The sequence below is a fragment of the Bacteroides sp. An51A genome (assembly GCF_002161565.1).
In the GTDB taxonomy this organism is placed as follows: Bacteria; Bacteroidota; Bacteroidia; order Bacteroidales; family Bacteroidaceae; genus Phocaeicola; species Phocaeicola intestinalis.
Map to the genome: position 1 here is coordinate 241184 of NZ_NFIC01000006.1, position 13669 is coordinate 254852.

The 13669-nt window shown below is 57.7% G+C and carries 17 protein-coding genes; 12 read left to right on the forward strand and 5 right to left on the reverse strand.

Translation table 11 applies throughout. The features are described 5' to 3' along the window. Position 1: 1 nt before the first annotated feature. The 5 genes from mobC to B5G04_RS20680 all read right to left on the reverse strand — a co-directional run bounded on the left by mobC (position 2) and on the right by B5G04_RS20680 (position 4366). The gene (gene mobC / locus B5G04_RS13370) at positions 2 to 2017 is read right to left on the reverse strand and encodes a conjugal transfer protein MobC (RefSeq protein WP_087210210.1); all 2016 of its coding nucleotides are present in this window, start codon (positions 2015 to 2017) and stop codon (positions 2 to 4) included. Between the two features lie 57 nt (positions 2018 to 2074). Next, positions 2075 to 3301, reverse strand: coding sequence for a conjugal transfer protein MobB (gene mobB / locus B5G04_RS13375; RefSeq protein WP_087250204.1), 1227 nt, complete (start codon positions 3299 to 3301; stop codon positions 2075 to 2077). Beyond that, on the reverse strand, positions 3276 to 3719 hold the full coding sequence (mobA, locus tag B5G04_RS13380; RefSeq protein WP_087250206.1) for a conjugal transfer protein MobA: 444 nt from the start codon (positions 3717 to 3719) through the stop codon (positions 3276 to 3278). Before mobA ends, mobB begins: the two co-directional genes overlap by 26 nt. Further along, entirely contained in the window at positions 3712 to 4038 is a 327-nt protein-coding gene (locus tag B5G04_RS13385; RefSeq protein ID WP_087250208.1) for a hypothetical protein, read from the reverse strand. The genes mobA and B5G04_RS13385 overlap by 8 nt, the downstream gene beginning before the upstream one ends. Positions 4039 to 4234: 196 nt before the next feature. Further along, entirely contained in the window at positions 4235 to 4366 is a 132-nt protein-coding gene (locus tag B5G04_RS20680; protein ID WP_255395964.1) for a hypothetical protein, read from the reverse strand. Between the two features lie 49 nt (positions 4367 to 4415). Between B5G04_RS20680 and B5G04_RS13390 the strand changes: the two genes are divergently transcribed. From B5G04_RS13390 to traM, 12 genes are read left to right on the forward strand one after another with little or no spacing between them, the layout of a single operon-like run. Then, the gene (locus B5G04_RS13390) at positions 4416 to 5180 is read left to right on the forward strand and encodes a ParA family protein (protein ID WP_072545369.1); all 765 of its coding nucleotides are present in this window, start codon (positions 4416 to 4418) and stop codon (positions 5178 to 5180) included. A 2-nt stretch (positions 5181 to 5182) separates the two neighbouring features. Beyond that, complete coding sequence (locus B5G04_RS13395) at positions 5183 to 5575, forward strand: DUF3408 domain-containing protein (protein ID WP_087250209.1); 393 nt, start codon at positions 5183 to 5185, stop codon at positions 5573 to 5575. 13 nt (positions 5576 to 5588) lie between these two features. Continuing rightward, positions 5589 to 6281, forward strand: a complete 693-nt coding sequence (locus B5G04_RS13400; RefSeq protein ID WP_087250212.1) for a conjugal transfer protein — start codon at positions 5589 to 5591, stop codon at positions 6279 to 6281. Positions 6282 to 6312: 31 nt separating this feature from the next. Then, positions 6313 to 6615 carry a DUF4134 domain-containing protein gene (locus B5G04_RS13405; protein WP_071150628.1) on the forward strand — a complete coding sequence of 101 codons (303 nt, stop codon included), beginning with the start codon at positions 6313 to 6315 and terminating at the stop codon, positions 6613 to 6615. Between the two features lie 33 nt (positions 6616 to 6648). After that, positions 6649 to 6969, forward strand: a complete 321-nt coding sequence (locus B5G04_RS13410) for a DUF4133 domain-containing protein (RefSeq protein ID WP_071150627.1) — start codon at positions 6649 to 6651, stop codon at positions 6967 to 6969. Continuing rightward, positions 6966 to 9470, forward strand: a complete 2505-nt coding sequence (locus B5G04_RS13415) for a TraG family conjugative transposon ATPase (RefSeq protein WP_087250214.1) — start codon at positions 6966 to 6968, stop codon at positions 9468 to 9470. Before B5G04_RS13410 ends, B5G04_RS13415 begins: the two co-directional genes overlap by 4 nt. Positions 9471 to 9474: 4 nt before the next feature. After that, entirely contained in the window at positions 9475 to 9756 is a 282-nt protein-coding gene (locus B5G04_RS13420) for a DUF3876 domain-containing protein (protein ID WP_087210234.1), read from the forward strand. Positions 9757 to 9782: 26 nt separating this feature from the next. Continuing rightward, a complete protein-coding gene (locus B5G04_RS13425; RefSeq protein WP_071150624.1) occupies positions 9783 to 10415 on the forward strand; it encodes a DUF4141 domain-containing protein in 633 nt (210 codons plus the stop codon). 2 nt (positions 10416 to 10417) lie between these two features. Next, positions 10418 to 11425: a conjugative transposon protein TraJ gene (gene traJ / locus B5G04_RS13430; protein ID WP_072545362.1), complete on the forward strand. Its 1008-nt coding sequence runs from the start codon at positions 10418 to 10420 to the stop codon at positions 11423 to 11425. 30 nt (positions 11426 to 11455) lie between these two features. Beyond that, positions 11456 to 12079 (forward strand): conjugative transposon protein TraK, encoded by a 624-nt coding sequence (traK, locus tag B5G04_RS13435; RefSeq protein ID WP_072545361.1) that lies wholly within the window; start codon positions 11456 to 11458, stop codon positions 12077 to 12079. Between the two features lie 6 nt (positions 12080 to 12085). Then, positions 12086 to 12409: a TraL conjugative transposon family protein gene (locus tag B5G04_RS13440; protein WP_087250216.1), complete on the forward strand. Its 324-nt coding sequence runs from the start codon at positions 12086 to 12088 to the stop codon at positions 12407 to 12409. Continuing rightward, positions 12348 to 13649, forward strand: coding sequence for a conjugative transposon protein TraM (traM, locus tag B5G04_RS13445; RefSeq protein WP_162612727.1), 1302 nt, complete (start codon positions 12348 to 12350; stop codon positions 13647 to 13649). The genes B5G04_RS13440 and traM overlap by 62 nt, the downstream gene beginning before the upstream one ends. Positions 13650 to 13669 lie beyond the last annotated feature (20 nt).

The window sequence follows — 13669 nt, forward strand, 5'->3', positions numbered from 1 at the left end:
CCTATGCCTGTTTGTTCAGTTCCAGCAGGTGCTTCAGATTCGGGTCACTCCCGATACGTTCCAGTTCGTCGGCGACAATCTGCCGGGCTTCCTCCTTAATGCGGTTGTAGTTCTCCTGCACCATTTCCTTCATGCGGTCGATGCCGTCGGCATCCCTGAAGTCGGTGATGACCGGTATCTTCCGGTAGGTCTTTTCCTCTTCGGCGATTTTCTTGGCATCGACCACAATCTCACAATGGAAAATCTTCTGCTCGATTTTCTCTCCGAAGTTGTCCGCCACCGAACCGACAAACATGCCCTGCGTCAGCGAGGAAATCTTGCTCGGCGGGATAAGGCTGTCCATCTGGGTGGAGATGGAGGTGGACACATCGTTGCGGTTGATGGAGATGGACTGCCGTTTCTGGAGAATCTTGCCGAAGCGCTCGGAGAGCGTCTTGGCCGTCTCGCCCACCACCTGCCCGGAGAAGATGTTGCCGACGGTGTTGATGATGACCTTCGCCTCCTTGTCGGTATAGTCGCGGATGAGCTGCGAGAAGTCCTGAAAGCCCAGCAGCACGGCCACCTTGTTGCTACGCGCGGTGGCGATAAGGTTATCCAGCCCCTTGATGAACACGGTGGGCAGCTCGTCGATGATGATGGAGCTTTTCAGCCTGCCCTTCTTGTTCACCAGTTTGACGATGCGCGAGTTATACAGTCCGAGTGCAGCCCCGTAGATGGCCTGCCGGTCGGGGTTGTTGCCGATGCAGAGTACCTTCGGCTCGTCGGGATTGTTGATGTCGAGGGAGAACTCGTCGGCGGACATCACCCAATAGAGTGCCGGGGAAATCATGCGCGAGAGCGGTATCTTGGCCGAAGCAATCTGCCCCATGAGCTGGTCGGCAGCCCCGGCGAGCCATGCGTCGAGGAAAGGGCTGAGGTAGTTCTCCAGTTCGGGATAGGAGGACATGATGGGGAAAATCTGCTCGTAGGGCTTGTTCAGGAACTCGACCGCATGGGGGAAGGTGCAATACTTTCCGTTTTTGTAAATGCGTAAAAACCAAATAATTGCAGCAAATAAGATGGTGGGCGACTCGACGAAGAAGTCGCCCTGCTTGGCCGCCCAAGTCCGGTTGAGGTTGAGCATGATGTTGTAGGAACTCTCGTAGGCATCGGAGATATCGGTCATGAACTTCGGGTTGAGCGGGTTGCAGCGGTGGCTGCGCGAGGGGTCGTCGAAGTTGATGACATAGAACTTCGGCCTGACCTTGTAGCCGTCCAGATGGCGGAGCAGGTGGTTGTAGGCGATGGTACTCAAGTCCGGAAACTTGAAGTCGTAGATATAGGTGGCATAGCCCTTTTCAATCTGCTGTTTGATATAGGAATTGACCACGGCAAAGGATTTGCCGCTGCCCGGCGTGCCCAAGACAATGGAAGCACGGAAAGGGTTCACGACATTTATCCAGCCGTGCCACATCTTTTTCCTGTACCAGAAACGGGTGGGCAGATTGACGGAATACTCGTTCTCGATAAGCCGTGTCTCCTGCATGAAGGATTCGTTCTCGTTGTTGAACACATCCTCCATCAAGTTCTGCCGGAGCAGGCGGGACATCCATACCCCGGCGGCCAAGAGGCAGCCGTAGCCTGCGGATAAGGTGAGCAGATAGAAACCGGTACGCGCCGAAAGGGGCAGCGGCAGGGCAAGCAGCCACCAATTGAAGAAGAACAGCACGATACCGGCGGCAAGCGCCGCCCAGATATGCGGCCACTTAATCTTTTCCTCTTTCACGCCTTTTGTCCCCAAGCAGGAGAGCGCGAGGAACACAAGGGCGAACAGCTTTGTCCAAAGAATGGACGAGAACAGCCCGGTCGTCCGCTGGAAATTAAGCAGTATCCTGTCCACCACCCCGATGTCGATGTTCCATTCCTTCATCGAGGGGTAGCAGAACCAATATACATTGACTATGACGAACAATACGCTGAGGGCACGCATAAAGTCCATGACCTTGGCCAGCCCTCTCAAATCATCTTCCTGTGACATAAGTTATACTTGTTTTAACGGTGATTGAAATTCGGTTGAATGTTATCCGGGCTGCATTCAGTCCTGCCGCCCGTACCTGCGGCGGCGTTTCTTCTTGTCCGGCTTGTGCAGGCGCGGATAGCGCGGCACGGCACCGGTTCCCGGCTCAATGACGGACAACAGCCCTCCCAGCACCTTACCGTCCGTACCGGTTTCCGGCTCAGGCGTTGCCACGTGGGGCTGTACTTTGCAGACCGGTTCGGATTGCGGGTTGAAACGCGCTTCCAGCATATTGGCGGAGAACTCCTTGCCGAGCCGGGAACCGTTGAGCACGGTACGGCTCGTGTGGTCGATGAAGGTTACCCCGTAAATCCTGCCGGATTCATTGCGGCGTAGCACCAAATCCACGTTCATGGCAGCCAGACGGCGGCGGAAATCCGCCTCGTCCCTTGCCTTCAGTAATGCCCCGGCCAACGGAGGGCGCAGCCGCTCGCGGCAACCGTCCGCCCTGATGCGCGAGGCTGACCACTCCATGCGCCGTTGCAAGCCCTCCGCACCCGCCATCCTGCCCAGCCTTGCCGACTTGATGGGGGTCGCCACCTTGTTCCCGTCCGCATCCAATGCCGTATAGACAATGCCGTGATAGGCGCGTCCGCCCGCTTCGCCCCTGACTTCCTCCATGCCTATGTTATATAAGGAGAGCAATGCCCGGAACTCGCCCATCGACTGGAAGCGGTAGAGCTTGAGCAACGGCTTGACGGTATCAGCTATCTGCCGGCGTATGTCGCCCTTCGCCGCATCCACCGGGCGGAGCTTCCATTCCTCCGCCTTCTTCTGTCCCTCTGCCGGATGCAGCCTGTACTTCTGTTCCAACTGCTCGGTTATTTCCTTGCTCCGGCGGTGCTCGAAGCGGTCGGAAATTTTCCTGCCCCCGCTGTCCACGCGCAGGGACACGATGTGGATGTGGTGGCGGTCGATGTCCTCGTGCTTAAAAATCAGGAAAGGCTGGTTGCCGTAGCCCAACTTCTCCATGTACTCCCTGCCGATGGCGGCAAGCTGCCCGTCGGTCAATACATCGTCGGGATGCGGATTGAGCGAGATGTGGATGACCGGCTTCTCGGTGCGGTAGTGCGAGGGAAGCCATGCCGTGAAAGCCTCCATCGTTTCGCCCATGCGGAAACGCCCGTCCTCCGGGTACGGGAGCAGGTTGGCATCCAATATCTTCGCGTGCCCTTCCTCTACCTTCGTCTGGTTGTAGGCCAACGCGCCATACAAGTCCTTACCCGTGCTGATTTTCGCCACCATGCCTTTTGAGTTCTTCTGAAAGTCCGACAATGCGGCGGCTGAGCGCCACCAGTTCGAGGGTCAGCTTCTCCAGTTTATAGAGCAAGGCCAACGCTTTTTTCTCGGTAAAATGCACGTGCAGTTCCTTGACCGCCTGGTTGTAGTTCACCCCGACGGCGCGGTACTGCTGGTACAGGGCGGTGAGCCTGGCCACATACTCCATCGTGCCCCGGTCGGTGCGTATGACCCGGAAGCTGTCGCCGAAGATGCGCGCGGCGATGAACTTCGACTTGGACGAAAGACCGGACTGCTCGTAAAGGGTGAGGAACCGGGCGTGCTGCGCGGCGTCGAGATTGACGGTCTCGCGGTGGAAGGCGGGCGCGGACTTGGGTGTCCGTCCGCCTTTCCTTCTTTTCGGGTGTTGCTGTTGTTCATTCATGCTTGCTGTCATTAAAAGGTGAAACCTGCCCGTCCGTGGCCGTGCCGCCGTTATGCCCCATCCCTACAATTTGCGACTTCGGAGCCAAATTGCGCCCCCTGCAAGGGCAAGCGTTTTTTGCGGCAGAAGCGGATGCGTGCTGCAAAAAACACAGCTTGCTATGTTCTGGCGAACATACGTTTTCCCCACCGGTGGAGAAAAGCGCTTTCGGGGAAAGCGGACGATAACCAGACGGAAAGCCTCCGACCACGCCAACGGATTCATGCTGCAAAGGTAGGAAGCGGAGCCGTTTGCAGCACAACACCCCGACCAGCCACATTATGCCATAGGGGAGCCACTTTGCCCGGAGGATAATTCCGACGGTAGCCAGCACCTCCGTTGCAACGTTGGGACAGCCGACTGACCAGCCAGCCCGACATCCAACCGTACCGACAACCGGGCGGTTGCAGAACCGGACAACCCGTCAAGCGGCTAATGACACAAACAGCCATCCAGCCATATCAGCCACCGGTGCATCAGCCATTCCACCCGGCAATCATACGGATGTCCAACGGACTATCCGGACAATCAGATGTATGACCAACCAGCCAGCCACTCCACGCCAAAGCCGAGCCACTCGCGCCCCGAAGCGTGAAATCCTTTTCCACCGTTCCCGTTTCTCTTTTCCTTTGCCGCATCATTTGAAACGGAACGGTTATGCCAACAGAAAAAGAAACACTTTACATCGCCTTCTCCACCCAGAAGGGAGGGGCGGGCAAGACGACCCTGACGGTGCTGGCGGCCAGCTACCTGCACTACGTGAAAGGGCTGAACGTGGCGGTGGTGGACTGCGACTATCCGCAGCACAGCATCGCCGAAATGCGCAAGCGCGACTTGAAAACCGTCATGGAGGACGAACACTACAAGGCGATGGCCTACCGCCAACTGCAACGTATCGGCAAGAAGGCCTACCCGGTCGTCGAGGGCACGGCGGAGGATGCCGTGGAAAAGGCGGAAGGACTATTGGAGAAGCTGCCCGGCACGGACATCGTGTTCTTCGACCTGCCCGGCACGGTAAACAGCGGCGGCGTGCTGCGGACGCTGGCGAACATGGACTACATTTTCTCGCCCATCGCGGCAGACCGGGTGGTGATGGAAAGCACACTGCGTTTCGCCACCAAGCTGAAGGACACGCTAATGGACACGGGCAAGACGAACATCAAGGGGCTGTACCTGCTGTGGAACATGGTGGACGGGCGCGAGAAGTCGGAACTCTACAGGGTATATGAGGAAATCATCCGGGAGCTGGGGCTACAGGTGCTACAGACCTTCCTGCCCGACAGCAAGCGGTTCCGGCGCGAACTGACGGGGGAACACAAGGCGGTGTTCCGCTCGACGCTGTTCCCGGTGGACGGCACGCTCGCCAAGGGAAGCCACATCCGGGAGATAACGGAAGAGATACTCACCATTATCGGGAGGTAGCCATGGGGGAACGGAAGAAAATCAGCCTGACGGAACTGGACGAAAGCTCCATCGTCGCCTCGTTCAAGGAAGAACAGCCCGCTCTGGCCGTCCCTCCTACGGTGGAGCCGGAAACGCCCGTACCCCGCCAGACGGAACAGCCGGACATCAAGCCAGCCCATGAGAGCGAGTACCTCCGCCTGTTCATCCACGAGTCGCCCGTATGCGCCCGGCTGGGCAAGACCATCTACTTGCGCAAGGAGTTCCACGAGCGGATACAGCGCATCGTGCAGACCATCGGAGGCAACCGGGTATCGTTGTTCAGCTACGTGGACAATGTGTTAGAGAAGCATTTTGCCGACTGGCAGGGGGACATCGAACGCGAATACAAGCAACGGAATACGGGAATCTTTTAAAAAACAATCATCTATGACAACTTTTATCACGCTATGCGTCGCGGGCTACCTGCTCTGGACAGCCGCCTATCTCCTGTATGAGCGGCATGAACGCCGGAAAAGGCAGCGCGAAAGCGAGGAAACGCTGCCCCGGAAAGTAGCCGACGCGGAAGACATTTTGGGCAAAAGCACATTTTCCCTGTGCCACTCCACGCCACAAGTACCCGAGAAAACGGAAACCGTGAAACCGGAAGTCGAAGCGGATACTTTTGCAACGGAATCGGAACGATACCCCAAGGTAGTGTCCGCCGACGAGCTGGACGCGCTCTTTGCCGAAGGCGGGCTGGAACCCGTGGAGGGGCAGGACGAACCGATGGAATACCGGGACACGGAAGCCGGTGAGCCTCCGATAGACGAGGACGAGATGCTGGAAGGACATGCGCCGAAAGCGGCGGGACTCCGTTTCGAGGACATGGGGCTGGCGGTGCGCGTGGCGATGGATGACCGCACCGCCACCGAAGCAGAACGGCAGCAGGCCGGACGTGCACTTGCCGAACTCAAGGGCACGCCGATGTTCGACCAGCTCACCGCCGGGGATGCGGAACGGGAACGGCGCATCGCCTCGCTCATCGAGCTGCATCTGGCGGACTACCGCCGGATACGACAACCGGAGCCTCCCGCCGAGAGTATCGTACCCGGTGATTTTTCCATTGACGACATTGTTTAACAGCGGTCTATCCGCATAAAACCAACTTTTTATGAACACAACAAAGAGAATCTTTTTCATGGCGGCCTGCCTGATGGCAGCCGGTGCGCTCTACGCGCAAGGTAACGGACAAGCGGGCATCACGGAAGCCACGCAGATGGTCACCTCGTACTTCGACCCGGGAACGAAACTCGTCTATGCCATCGGTGCGGTGGTCGGCCTGATAGGAGGCATCAAGGTATATAACAAGTTCAGTTCGGGTGACCCGGATACGAGCAAGACCGCCGCCTCGTGGTTCGGGGCGTGCATCTTCCTGATAGTCGCCGCCACCATCCTGCGCTCGTTCTTCCTCTAATCCCTATACATAAATAATATATAGAATAGGATTATGGAATATGAACTGAACAAGGGCATCGGGCAGAGCGCGGAGTTCAAGGGGCTGAAGGCACAATACCTGTTCATCTTCGCCGGAGGACTGCTTGCCGTGTTCGTGGTGTTCATCGTGATGTACATGGCAGGAACAGGTCAATGGGTGTGCATCGCCTTTGGCGCGGTATCCGCATCGATACTGGTATGGCTCACATTCCGCCTGAACGCCAAGTACGGCGAGCACGGGCTGATGAAACGGCTCGCCAAACGGCAGCACCCGCGATACCTGATTAACCGGATTAGCGTCCGGAAGTTATTCACCCCAAAGAGAAGCCTATGAGAAATATATTGAAAGCCGCCACGTTGGAAAGCAAGTTCCCGCTGCTGGCCGTCGAGTCGGATTGCATCGTCTCGAAAGACGCGGACATCACCGTGGCCTTCGAAGTGGAGCTTCCCGAACTGTTCACGGTAACCTCTGCCGAATATGCCGCCATCCATGCGGCATGGTGCAAAGCGGTTAAGGTGCTGCCCGACTACACGGTGGTACACAAGCAGGACTGGTTCGTGAAGGAACACTACCGCAGCCGGACGGAGGGCGAAAAGCTCGGCTTCCTCTCGCGGAGCTATGAACTGCACTTCAACGAACGGCCTTTCCTGAACCACTGCTGCTACTTGTATCTGACCAAGACGACCAAGGAGCGGATGCGGATGCAGAGCAGCTTCTCGTCGTTGTGCCGGGGCTTTATCATCCCCAAGGAAGTGAACCGGGACACGGCGGCACGTTTTTTAGATGCCGCCGGGCAGTTCGCCCGCATTGTAAACGACACGGGACTGGTCAGACTGCGCCGTCTGTCGGGCGACGAGGTAACCGGCACGGAGGAAAAACCCGGCCTGCTGGAGAAATACCTCTGCCTGTCGCTGGAGGACACCGGCACGCTGGAGGACATCGAACTGGGCGACGAGGGGGTGCGCATCGGCGACAAACGGCTGTCGGTCTATACGCTCTCGGAACTGGATGCACTGCCGGGCCGGGTCGGTACGGACAGCCGCTATGAACGGCTCTCCACAGACCGGTCGGACTGCCGCCTCTCCTTCGCCAGCCCGGTGGGGCTGCTGCTCCCATGCAACCACATCTACAACCAGTACCTTTTCATCGACGACAGCGCGGAGAACCTGCAACGCTTCGAGAAGACGGCACGCAACATGCAGTCGCTCTCCCGTTACTCGCGGAGCAACCAAATCAACAAGGAATGGATAGACCTGTACCTGAACGACGCGCATTCCTATGGGCTGACCTCGGTGCGCTGCCATTGCAATGTCATCGCATGGACGGACAACCCGGACGAAGTGAAGGTCATCCGCAACGACACGGGCAGCCAGATTGCCGCAATGGAGTGCAAACCGCGCCACGACACGGTGGATGCCGCCACGCTCTATTGGGCGGGGATGCCGGGCAACGCCGCAGACTTCCCGGCGGAGGAATCATTCTATACCTTCATCGAGCAGGCCGTCTGCTTCTGGACGGAGGAAACGAACTACCGCAGTTCGCTTTCCCCTTTCGGGCTGAAGATGTCAGACCGCATCAGCGGCAAACCGCTGCACGTGGACATCTCCGACCTGCCGATGAAACGGGGCATCACCACCAACCGCAACAAGTTCGTGCTGGGCGGTTCGGGTAGTGGCAAGTCGTTCTTCATGAACCACCTTGTCCGCCAATATTACGAACAGGGCACGCACATCGTGCTGGTGGACACCGGAAACTCGTATGAGGGGCTTTGCTCGCTGATACACCAGAAAACCGGGGGCGAGGACGGCATCTACTTCACCTACACGGACGAGCACCCGATAGCCTTCAACCCGTTCTACACCGACGACCGGGTGTTCGACATCGAGAAGCGGGAGAGCATCAAGACGCTGCTGCTCACCTTGTGGAAGAAGGACAATGAACCGGCAACCCGCTCAGAGGAGGTGGCGCTGTCCAACGCCGTGTCGCTCTACATCGGGCGCATCAAGGCGGGGGAAGTGGAAGAACCCTCGTTCAACACCTTCTACGAGTTTGTGAAGTCGGAGTACCGACGGATACTGGAGGAAAAGCAGGTACGGGAGAAGGATTTTGACCTGGCGGGCTTCCTAAACGTGCTGGAACCCTATTATCGGGGCGGCGAGTATGACTTCCTGCTCAACTCGGACAAGCAGCTTGACCTGCTGACGAAACGCTTCATCGTCTTCGAAATCGACCAGATAAAGGACCATCCCATCCTGTTCCCCGTTACGACCATCATCATCATGGAGCTGTTCATCAACAAGATGCGCCGTCTGAAAGGAATCCGCAAGATGGTAGTCATCGAGGAAGCGTGGAAGGCCATCGCCTCGGCGAACATGGCGGACTACATCCGCTACCTCTACAAGACAGTCCGCAAGTTCTACGGGGAGGCGGTGGTGGTCACGCAGGAGGTGGAGGACATCATCTCCTCGCCGATTGTGAAGGAGAGCATCATCAACAACTCGGACTGCAAGATTCTCCTTGACCAGCGGAAATACCTGAACAAGTTCGACCAGATACAGACGCTGCTCGGGCTGACGGACAAGGAGAAGGGGCAGATTCTTTCGGTGAACATGTCCAACGACCCGACGCGCAAGTACAAGGAGGTGTGGTTCGGGCTGGGCGGCGTGCAGTCGGCGGTGTATGCGACGGAAACCTCATTGGAGGAATACCTCTGTTACACCACCGAAGAGAGCGAGAAAGTGGAGGTGCAGCGCATGGCGGAGAAGCTCGGCGGCAACATCGAGCTGGCCATCAAGCGGCTGGCAGAGGAGAAAAGGAACGCAAGGAAAGGATGAGCCTATGGAATATGCAACGTTGTTCCCGCTCGACCGCATCTGCGGGCGGTGGAAAAGCCGGGGCAAGTCGCCCCCAGTCAGGGTGTACCGCGAAGGGCGCACGTACCGCATCGCCCTTGCCTACCGCTGGGGAGCCGTGCTGACCGCCACGCTCTACCGGAACGGACAGGGAACGTGGGCGGAACTGCCCGAAAGGGTGCAGGTCGCCTATGACGAAGATAACGAGCGGCTCGTGCTCGCCTCGGAAGGGGTGTATGTACGGGACTGCAAGGAATACGAATATTGACAAGGACATTTTAATCATCAACGGACATGAAAAGAATACCAATAGCAATTTGCCTTACGGCCTTGCTCTGCACCGCCACGACGGTCCGGGCGCAATGGGTGACCTTTGACCCGTCGAACCTCGCGCAGAGCATCGTGAACACCACGCGGAACGTGATACAGACCACCACGACCGCCGAGAACATGGTGAAGAACTTTCAGGAAACGGTCAAGATTTACGAGCAGGGAAAGAAGTATTACGACGCGCTCAAGTCGGTGCATAACTTGGTGAAGGACGCGCGTAAGGTGCAACAGACCGTGCTGCTTGTGGGGGAAATATCGGACATCTACGTGAACTCGTTCCAGAAGATGCTTGCCGACGAGAACTACACGACGGACGAACTGGCCGCCATCGCCTCGGGCTACACGAAGATGCTGGAGGAAAGCAGCGGGATGCTCGACGAGCTGAAGACGGTCGTCACGCAGACCGGCCTTTCAATGACGGACAAGGAGCGCATGGACCTGATAGACCGCATCTACCGCGATGTGAAGAACCACCGCAACTTAGTCCGCTACTATACGAACCGCAACATCGGCGTGTCGTACCTCCGGGCAAAGGAGAAGAACGACACGCGGCGCGTGCTCGACCTGTACGGGACCGATAACCAAAGATACTGGTAGCCATGACGGGAGAAAGTACATTCGGCAACCTGCATGAAGTGCTGCGCAGCCTTTATGACGAGATGATGCCGCTCTGCTCGGACATCACGGGCGTGGCCACCGGGGTGGCGGCATTGGGCGCGTTGTTCTACGTGGCCTCACGGGTGTGGCAGGCGCTCTCACGTGCCGAGCCAATAGATGTGTATCCGCTGTTCCGTCCGTTTTGCATCGGGGCGTGCATCATGTTCTTCCCCACCTTCGTGTTGGGAACCATCAACGGCATCATGAGTCCCATCGTCACCGGCTGCCACGGCATCCTGCAAGGGCAGACGCTCGACATGGAGGAGTACGCCGAGAAGCGGGAGAAACTGGAATACGAGGCTTTGGTGCGTAACCCGGAAACGGCCTATCTGGTCAGCGACGAAGAATACGAGCGGCAGATTGAAGACTTGGGCTGGACACCGTCGGAACTGAAGACGATGGCGGGGATGGCCATCGAGCGCGGCAAGTATGAAATCAAGCAGACCATCAGCAACGCCTTCCGCAGTTTTCTGGAACTGCTCTTTCAGGCGGTGGGGCTGATACTGGACACGCTGAGGACATTCTTCCTTATCGTGCTCTCCATCTTGGGGCCGCTGGCATTCGCCATTTCGGTGTATGACGGTTTCCACAGCACGATGGTGCATTGGATATGCCAGTATATCAGCATCTACCTGTGGCTGCCCATCTCCGATTTGTTCAGTTCGGTGCTGGCACGCATCCAGACGCTGATGATTGAGAAGGACATCGCGGCATTGACCGACCCGAACTTCGTGCCGGACACGAACAACTCGGCCTACATCATCTTCATGCTCATCGCCATCGTGGGGTATTTCACCATCCCGACGGTATCGACATGGGTGATACAGGCGGCGGGCGCTGGCAACTACGGCAAGCAGGTGAACAACTCCGCCGTCAAGACCGGCAAAGTGGCGGCAGCGGCTACCGGGGCTGGTGCCGGGCATGTCGCGGGCAAGCTGCGGGGCAAATGATTCAACAATCAACAACAAGAATTAAAGAAAATGGAATTCAAGTCATTAAAGAACATCGAAACGAGCTTCCGGCAGATACGCACGATGGCAATAGCCTTCGTCGTGCTGTGCGCGTTGGTCACGGGCTACGCGCTGTGGAGTTCATACAGCTTCGCCGAGAAGCAGCGGGAGAAAATCTACGTGCTGGACAACGGCAAGTCGCTCATCCTCGCGCTCTCGCAAGACCTTTCCCAGAACCGTCCGGTCGAGGCGCGGGAACATGTCAGGCGGTTCCACGAACTGTTCTTCACACTCTCGCCCGACAAGGCGGCCATTGAGGGCAACATCCGCCGGGCATTGTACCTGTGTGACGAAAGTGCCTTCCGCTACTACAAGGACTGGGAAGAGAAGGGGTATTACAACCGAATCATCTCGGCGAACATCAACCAGACCGTGCGGGTGGACAGCGTGGCGTGCGACTTCGAGCGTTACCCCTATATCGTGACGACCTATGCCCGCCAGTCGCTCGTCAGGAGCAGCAACATCACCGAGCGCAGTCTTGTAACCCGCTGCCGCCTGCTGAACTCGGTGCGGTCGGACAACAATCCTCACGGTTTCACGATGGAGCAGTTCACCATTCTGGAGAACCGCGATTTACGGACCATAGAAAGGTAAAGGCGTATGGGAAAGACAAGAAAGTGGCTCCATTACATCCCTGACCGGATAAGCGACGGGATGCGCTGCGTGTGCGGGCGGATGTCGCCCGATGTGCGGCTCATCGTGGTGGTGGCGATGCTCGTGGGATTCAGCGCCCTCTCCATCTACATCACCGTGTCGTCGATATACAACATCGGCAAACGCCGGGGAGAGCAGATGAGAATAGAACGGATGCGGCAGTTGGAACTGCATCCGGGCATAAGTAAAGACAGTATCCATTTTAATCATGACAGGAAACATGAAAGAGAACAAAACGGAAAAACAGCCGGAAACGGCAAAGAAGAATGAACGCGGGCGGAAGGAGTCCCAACCGCTGACTCCCGAAGAAATCCGGAAACGGAGGAAGATGCTGGTCTATCCGCTGTTGTTCCTTGTCTTCGGCGTGGCGATGTGGCTGATATTCGCACCGTCGGACGAAGGGGAGAGCCTGCCCGACGGCTTCAACGTGGAAGTGCCCATGCCGGAGGAGAAGAACCTGCCTTCGGACAAGCGTGCCGCCTACGAGCAGCAGGACTTCGAGCGCAAGCAGCGGGAGAAGATGAGCACCCTGCAGGACTTGGCGGTGGCGGAGGATGATACGGACAGGGAGGCCGTGGAAGATGTGTTCCAGACCGAAGAAACTGCATCATCGGGCGGGTCGTCCATCCGCACCTCGGCGGATGCCTACCGGGACATCAACCGGCAGATTGGCAGCTTCTACGAGCAGCCGGAGCCGGAGGACGACCAGAAAACGCTGGAACTGGAATGGCGCATACAAGAGCTGGAACGCCGGGCGGAAGAGGAACGCAAGGCAAAGGAAACCGCCGACGAGCAGCTCCGCCTGATGGAGAAATCCTACGAGATGGCCTCGCGCTACCTGCCACAAGAGGGTGGCGGAGCGAAGTCCGTACCCGTAACGGAAACGAAGGGAAGGACGGTCAGCCCGGTCACGCAGGTGGCGGAGCAGGTCGTGTCGATGCTGGCACAACCGATGTCCGATGCCGAGTTCATGGAACGGTACAGCCGTCCCCACAACATGGGGTTCCACACGGTAACAGACCAAGCGCACACGGCAGGCAGGAACAGCATCCGTGCCTGCATCCGGCGCACGGTTACAGTAAGCGACGGCAAGGAGGCGGAAATCCGCCTGCTGGAACCGATTGACGTCGGGGGCATGTATATACCGGCCAACACCGTGCTGACCGCCACGGCACGCATCAACGGGGAGCGTATGGAACTGACCATCAGTACCATTGCCTATAAAGGGAGGGTCGTGCCGGTGGAACTGGAGGTATATGACATGGGCGGCATGAAAGGCATCTCGGTGCCGGGGTCGCAGGAACTGACCGCACTCAAGGAGATGGCGGCCAACATGGGTTCCACGATGGGCAGCAGCATCAACATCTCCACCGATGCCGGGGCGCAACTGGCCTCGGACTTGGGACGCGGTGCGATACAGGGGCTGTCGCAATACCTCGCCACGAAGTTCCGCACCGTCAAGGTAACGCTCAAGGCGAACCACGCGGTACTGCTCGTGGCCAAGAAATAATCTTATGTATCACTATTATT

Coding starts and splice junctions, on each gene's coding strand:
- mobC (WP_087210210.1), bottom strand. CDS start 2,017: ATGTCACAGGAAGATGATTTGAGAGGGCTGGCCAAGGTCATGGACTTT.
- mobB (WP_087250204.1), bottom strand. CDS start 3,301: ATGGTGGCGAAAATCAGCACGGGTAAGGACTTGTATGGCGCGTTGGCC.
- mobA (WP_087250206.1), bottom strand. CDS start 3,719: ATGAATGAACAACAGCAACACCCGAAAAGAAGGAAAGGCGGACGGACA.
- B5G04_RS13385 (WP_087250208.1), bottom strand. CDS start 4,038: ATGTGGCTGGTCGGGGTGTTGTGCTGCAAACGGCTCCGCTTCCTACCT.
- B5G04_RS13390 (WP_072545369.1), top strand. CDS start 4,416: ATGCCAACAGAAAAAGAAACACTTTACATCGCCTTCTCCACCCAGAAG.
- B5G04_RS13395 (WP_087250209.1), top strand. CDS start 5,183: ATGGGGGAACGGAAGAAAATCAGCCTGACGGAACTGGACGAAAGCTCC.
- B5G04_RS13400 (WP_087250212.1), top strand. CDS start 5,589: ATGACAACTTTTATCACGCTATGCGTCGCGGGCTACCTGCTCTGGACA.
- B5G04_RS13405 (WP_071150628.1), top strand. CDS start 6,313: ATGAACACAACAAAGAGAATCTTTTTCATGGCGGCCTGCCTGATGGCA.
- B5G04_RS13410 (WP_071150627.1), top strand. CDS start 6,649: ATGGAATATGAACTGAACAAGGGCATCGGGCAGAGCGCGGAGTTCAAG.
- B5G04_RS13415 (WP_087250214.1), top strand. CDS start 6,966: ATGAGAAATATATTGAAAGCCGCCACGTTGGAAAGCAAGTTCCCGCTG.
- B5G04_RS13420 (WP_087210234.1), top strand. CDS start 9,475: ATGGAATATGCAACGTTGTTCCCGCTCGACCGCATCTGCGGGCGGTGG.
- B5G04_RS13425 (WP_071150624.1), top strand. CDS start 9,783: ATGAAAAGAATACCAATAGCAATTTGCCTTACGGCCTTGCTCTGCACC.
- traJ (WP_072545362.1), top strand. CDS start 10,418: ATGACGGGAGAAAGTACATTCGGCAACCTGCATGAAGTGCTGCGCAGC.
- traK (WP_072545361.1), top strand. CDS start 11,456: ATGGAATTCAAGTCATTAAAGAACATCGAAACGAGCTTCCGGCAGATA.
- B5G04_RS13440 (WP_087250216.1), top strand. CDS start 12,086: ATGGGAAAGACAAGAAAGTGGCTCCATTACATCCCTGACCGGATAAGC.
- traM (WP_162612727.1), top strand. CDS start 12,348: ATGACAGGAAACATGAAAGAGAACAAAACGGAAAAACAGCCGGAAACG.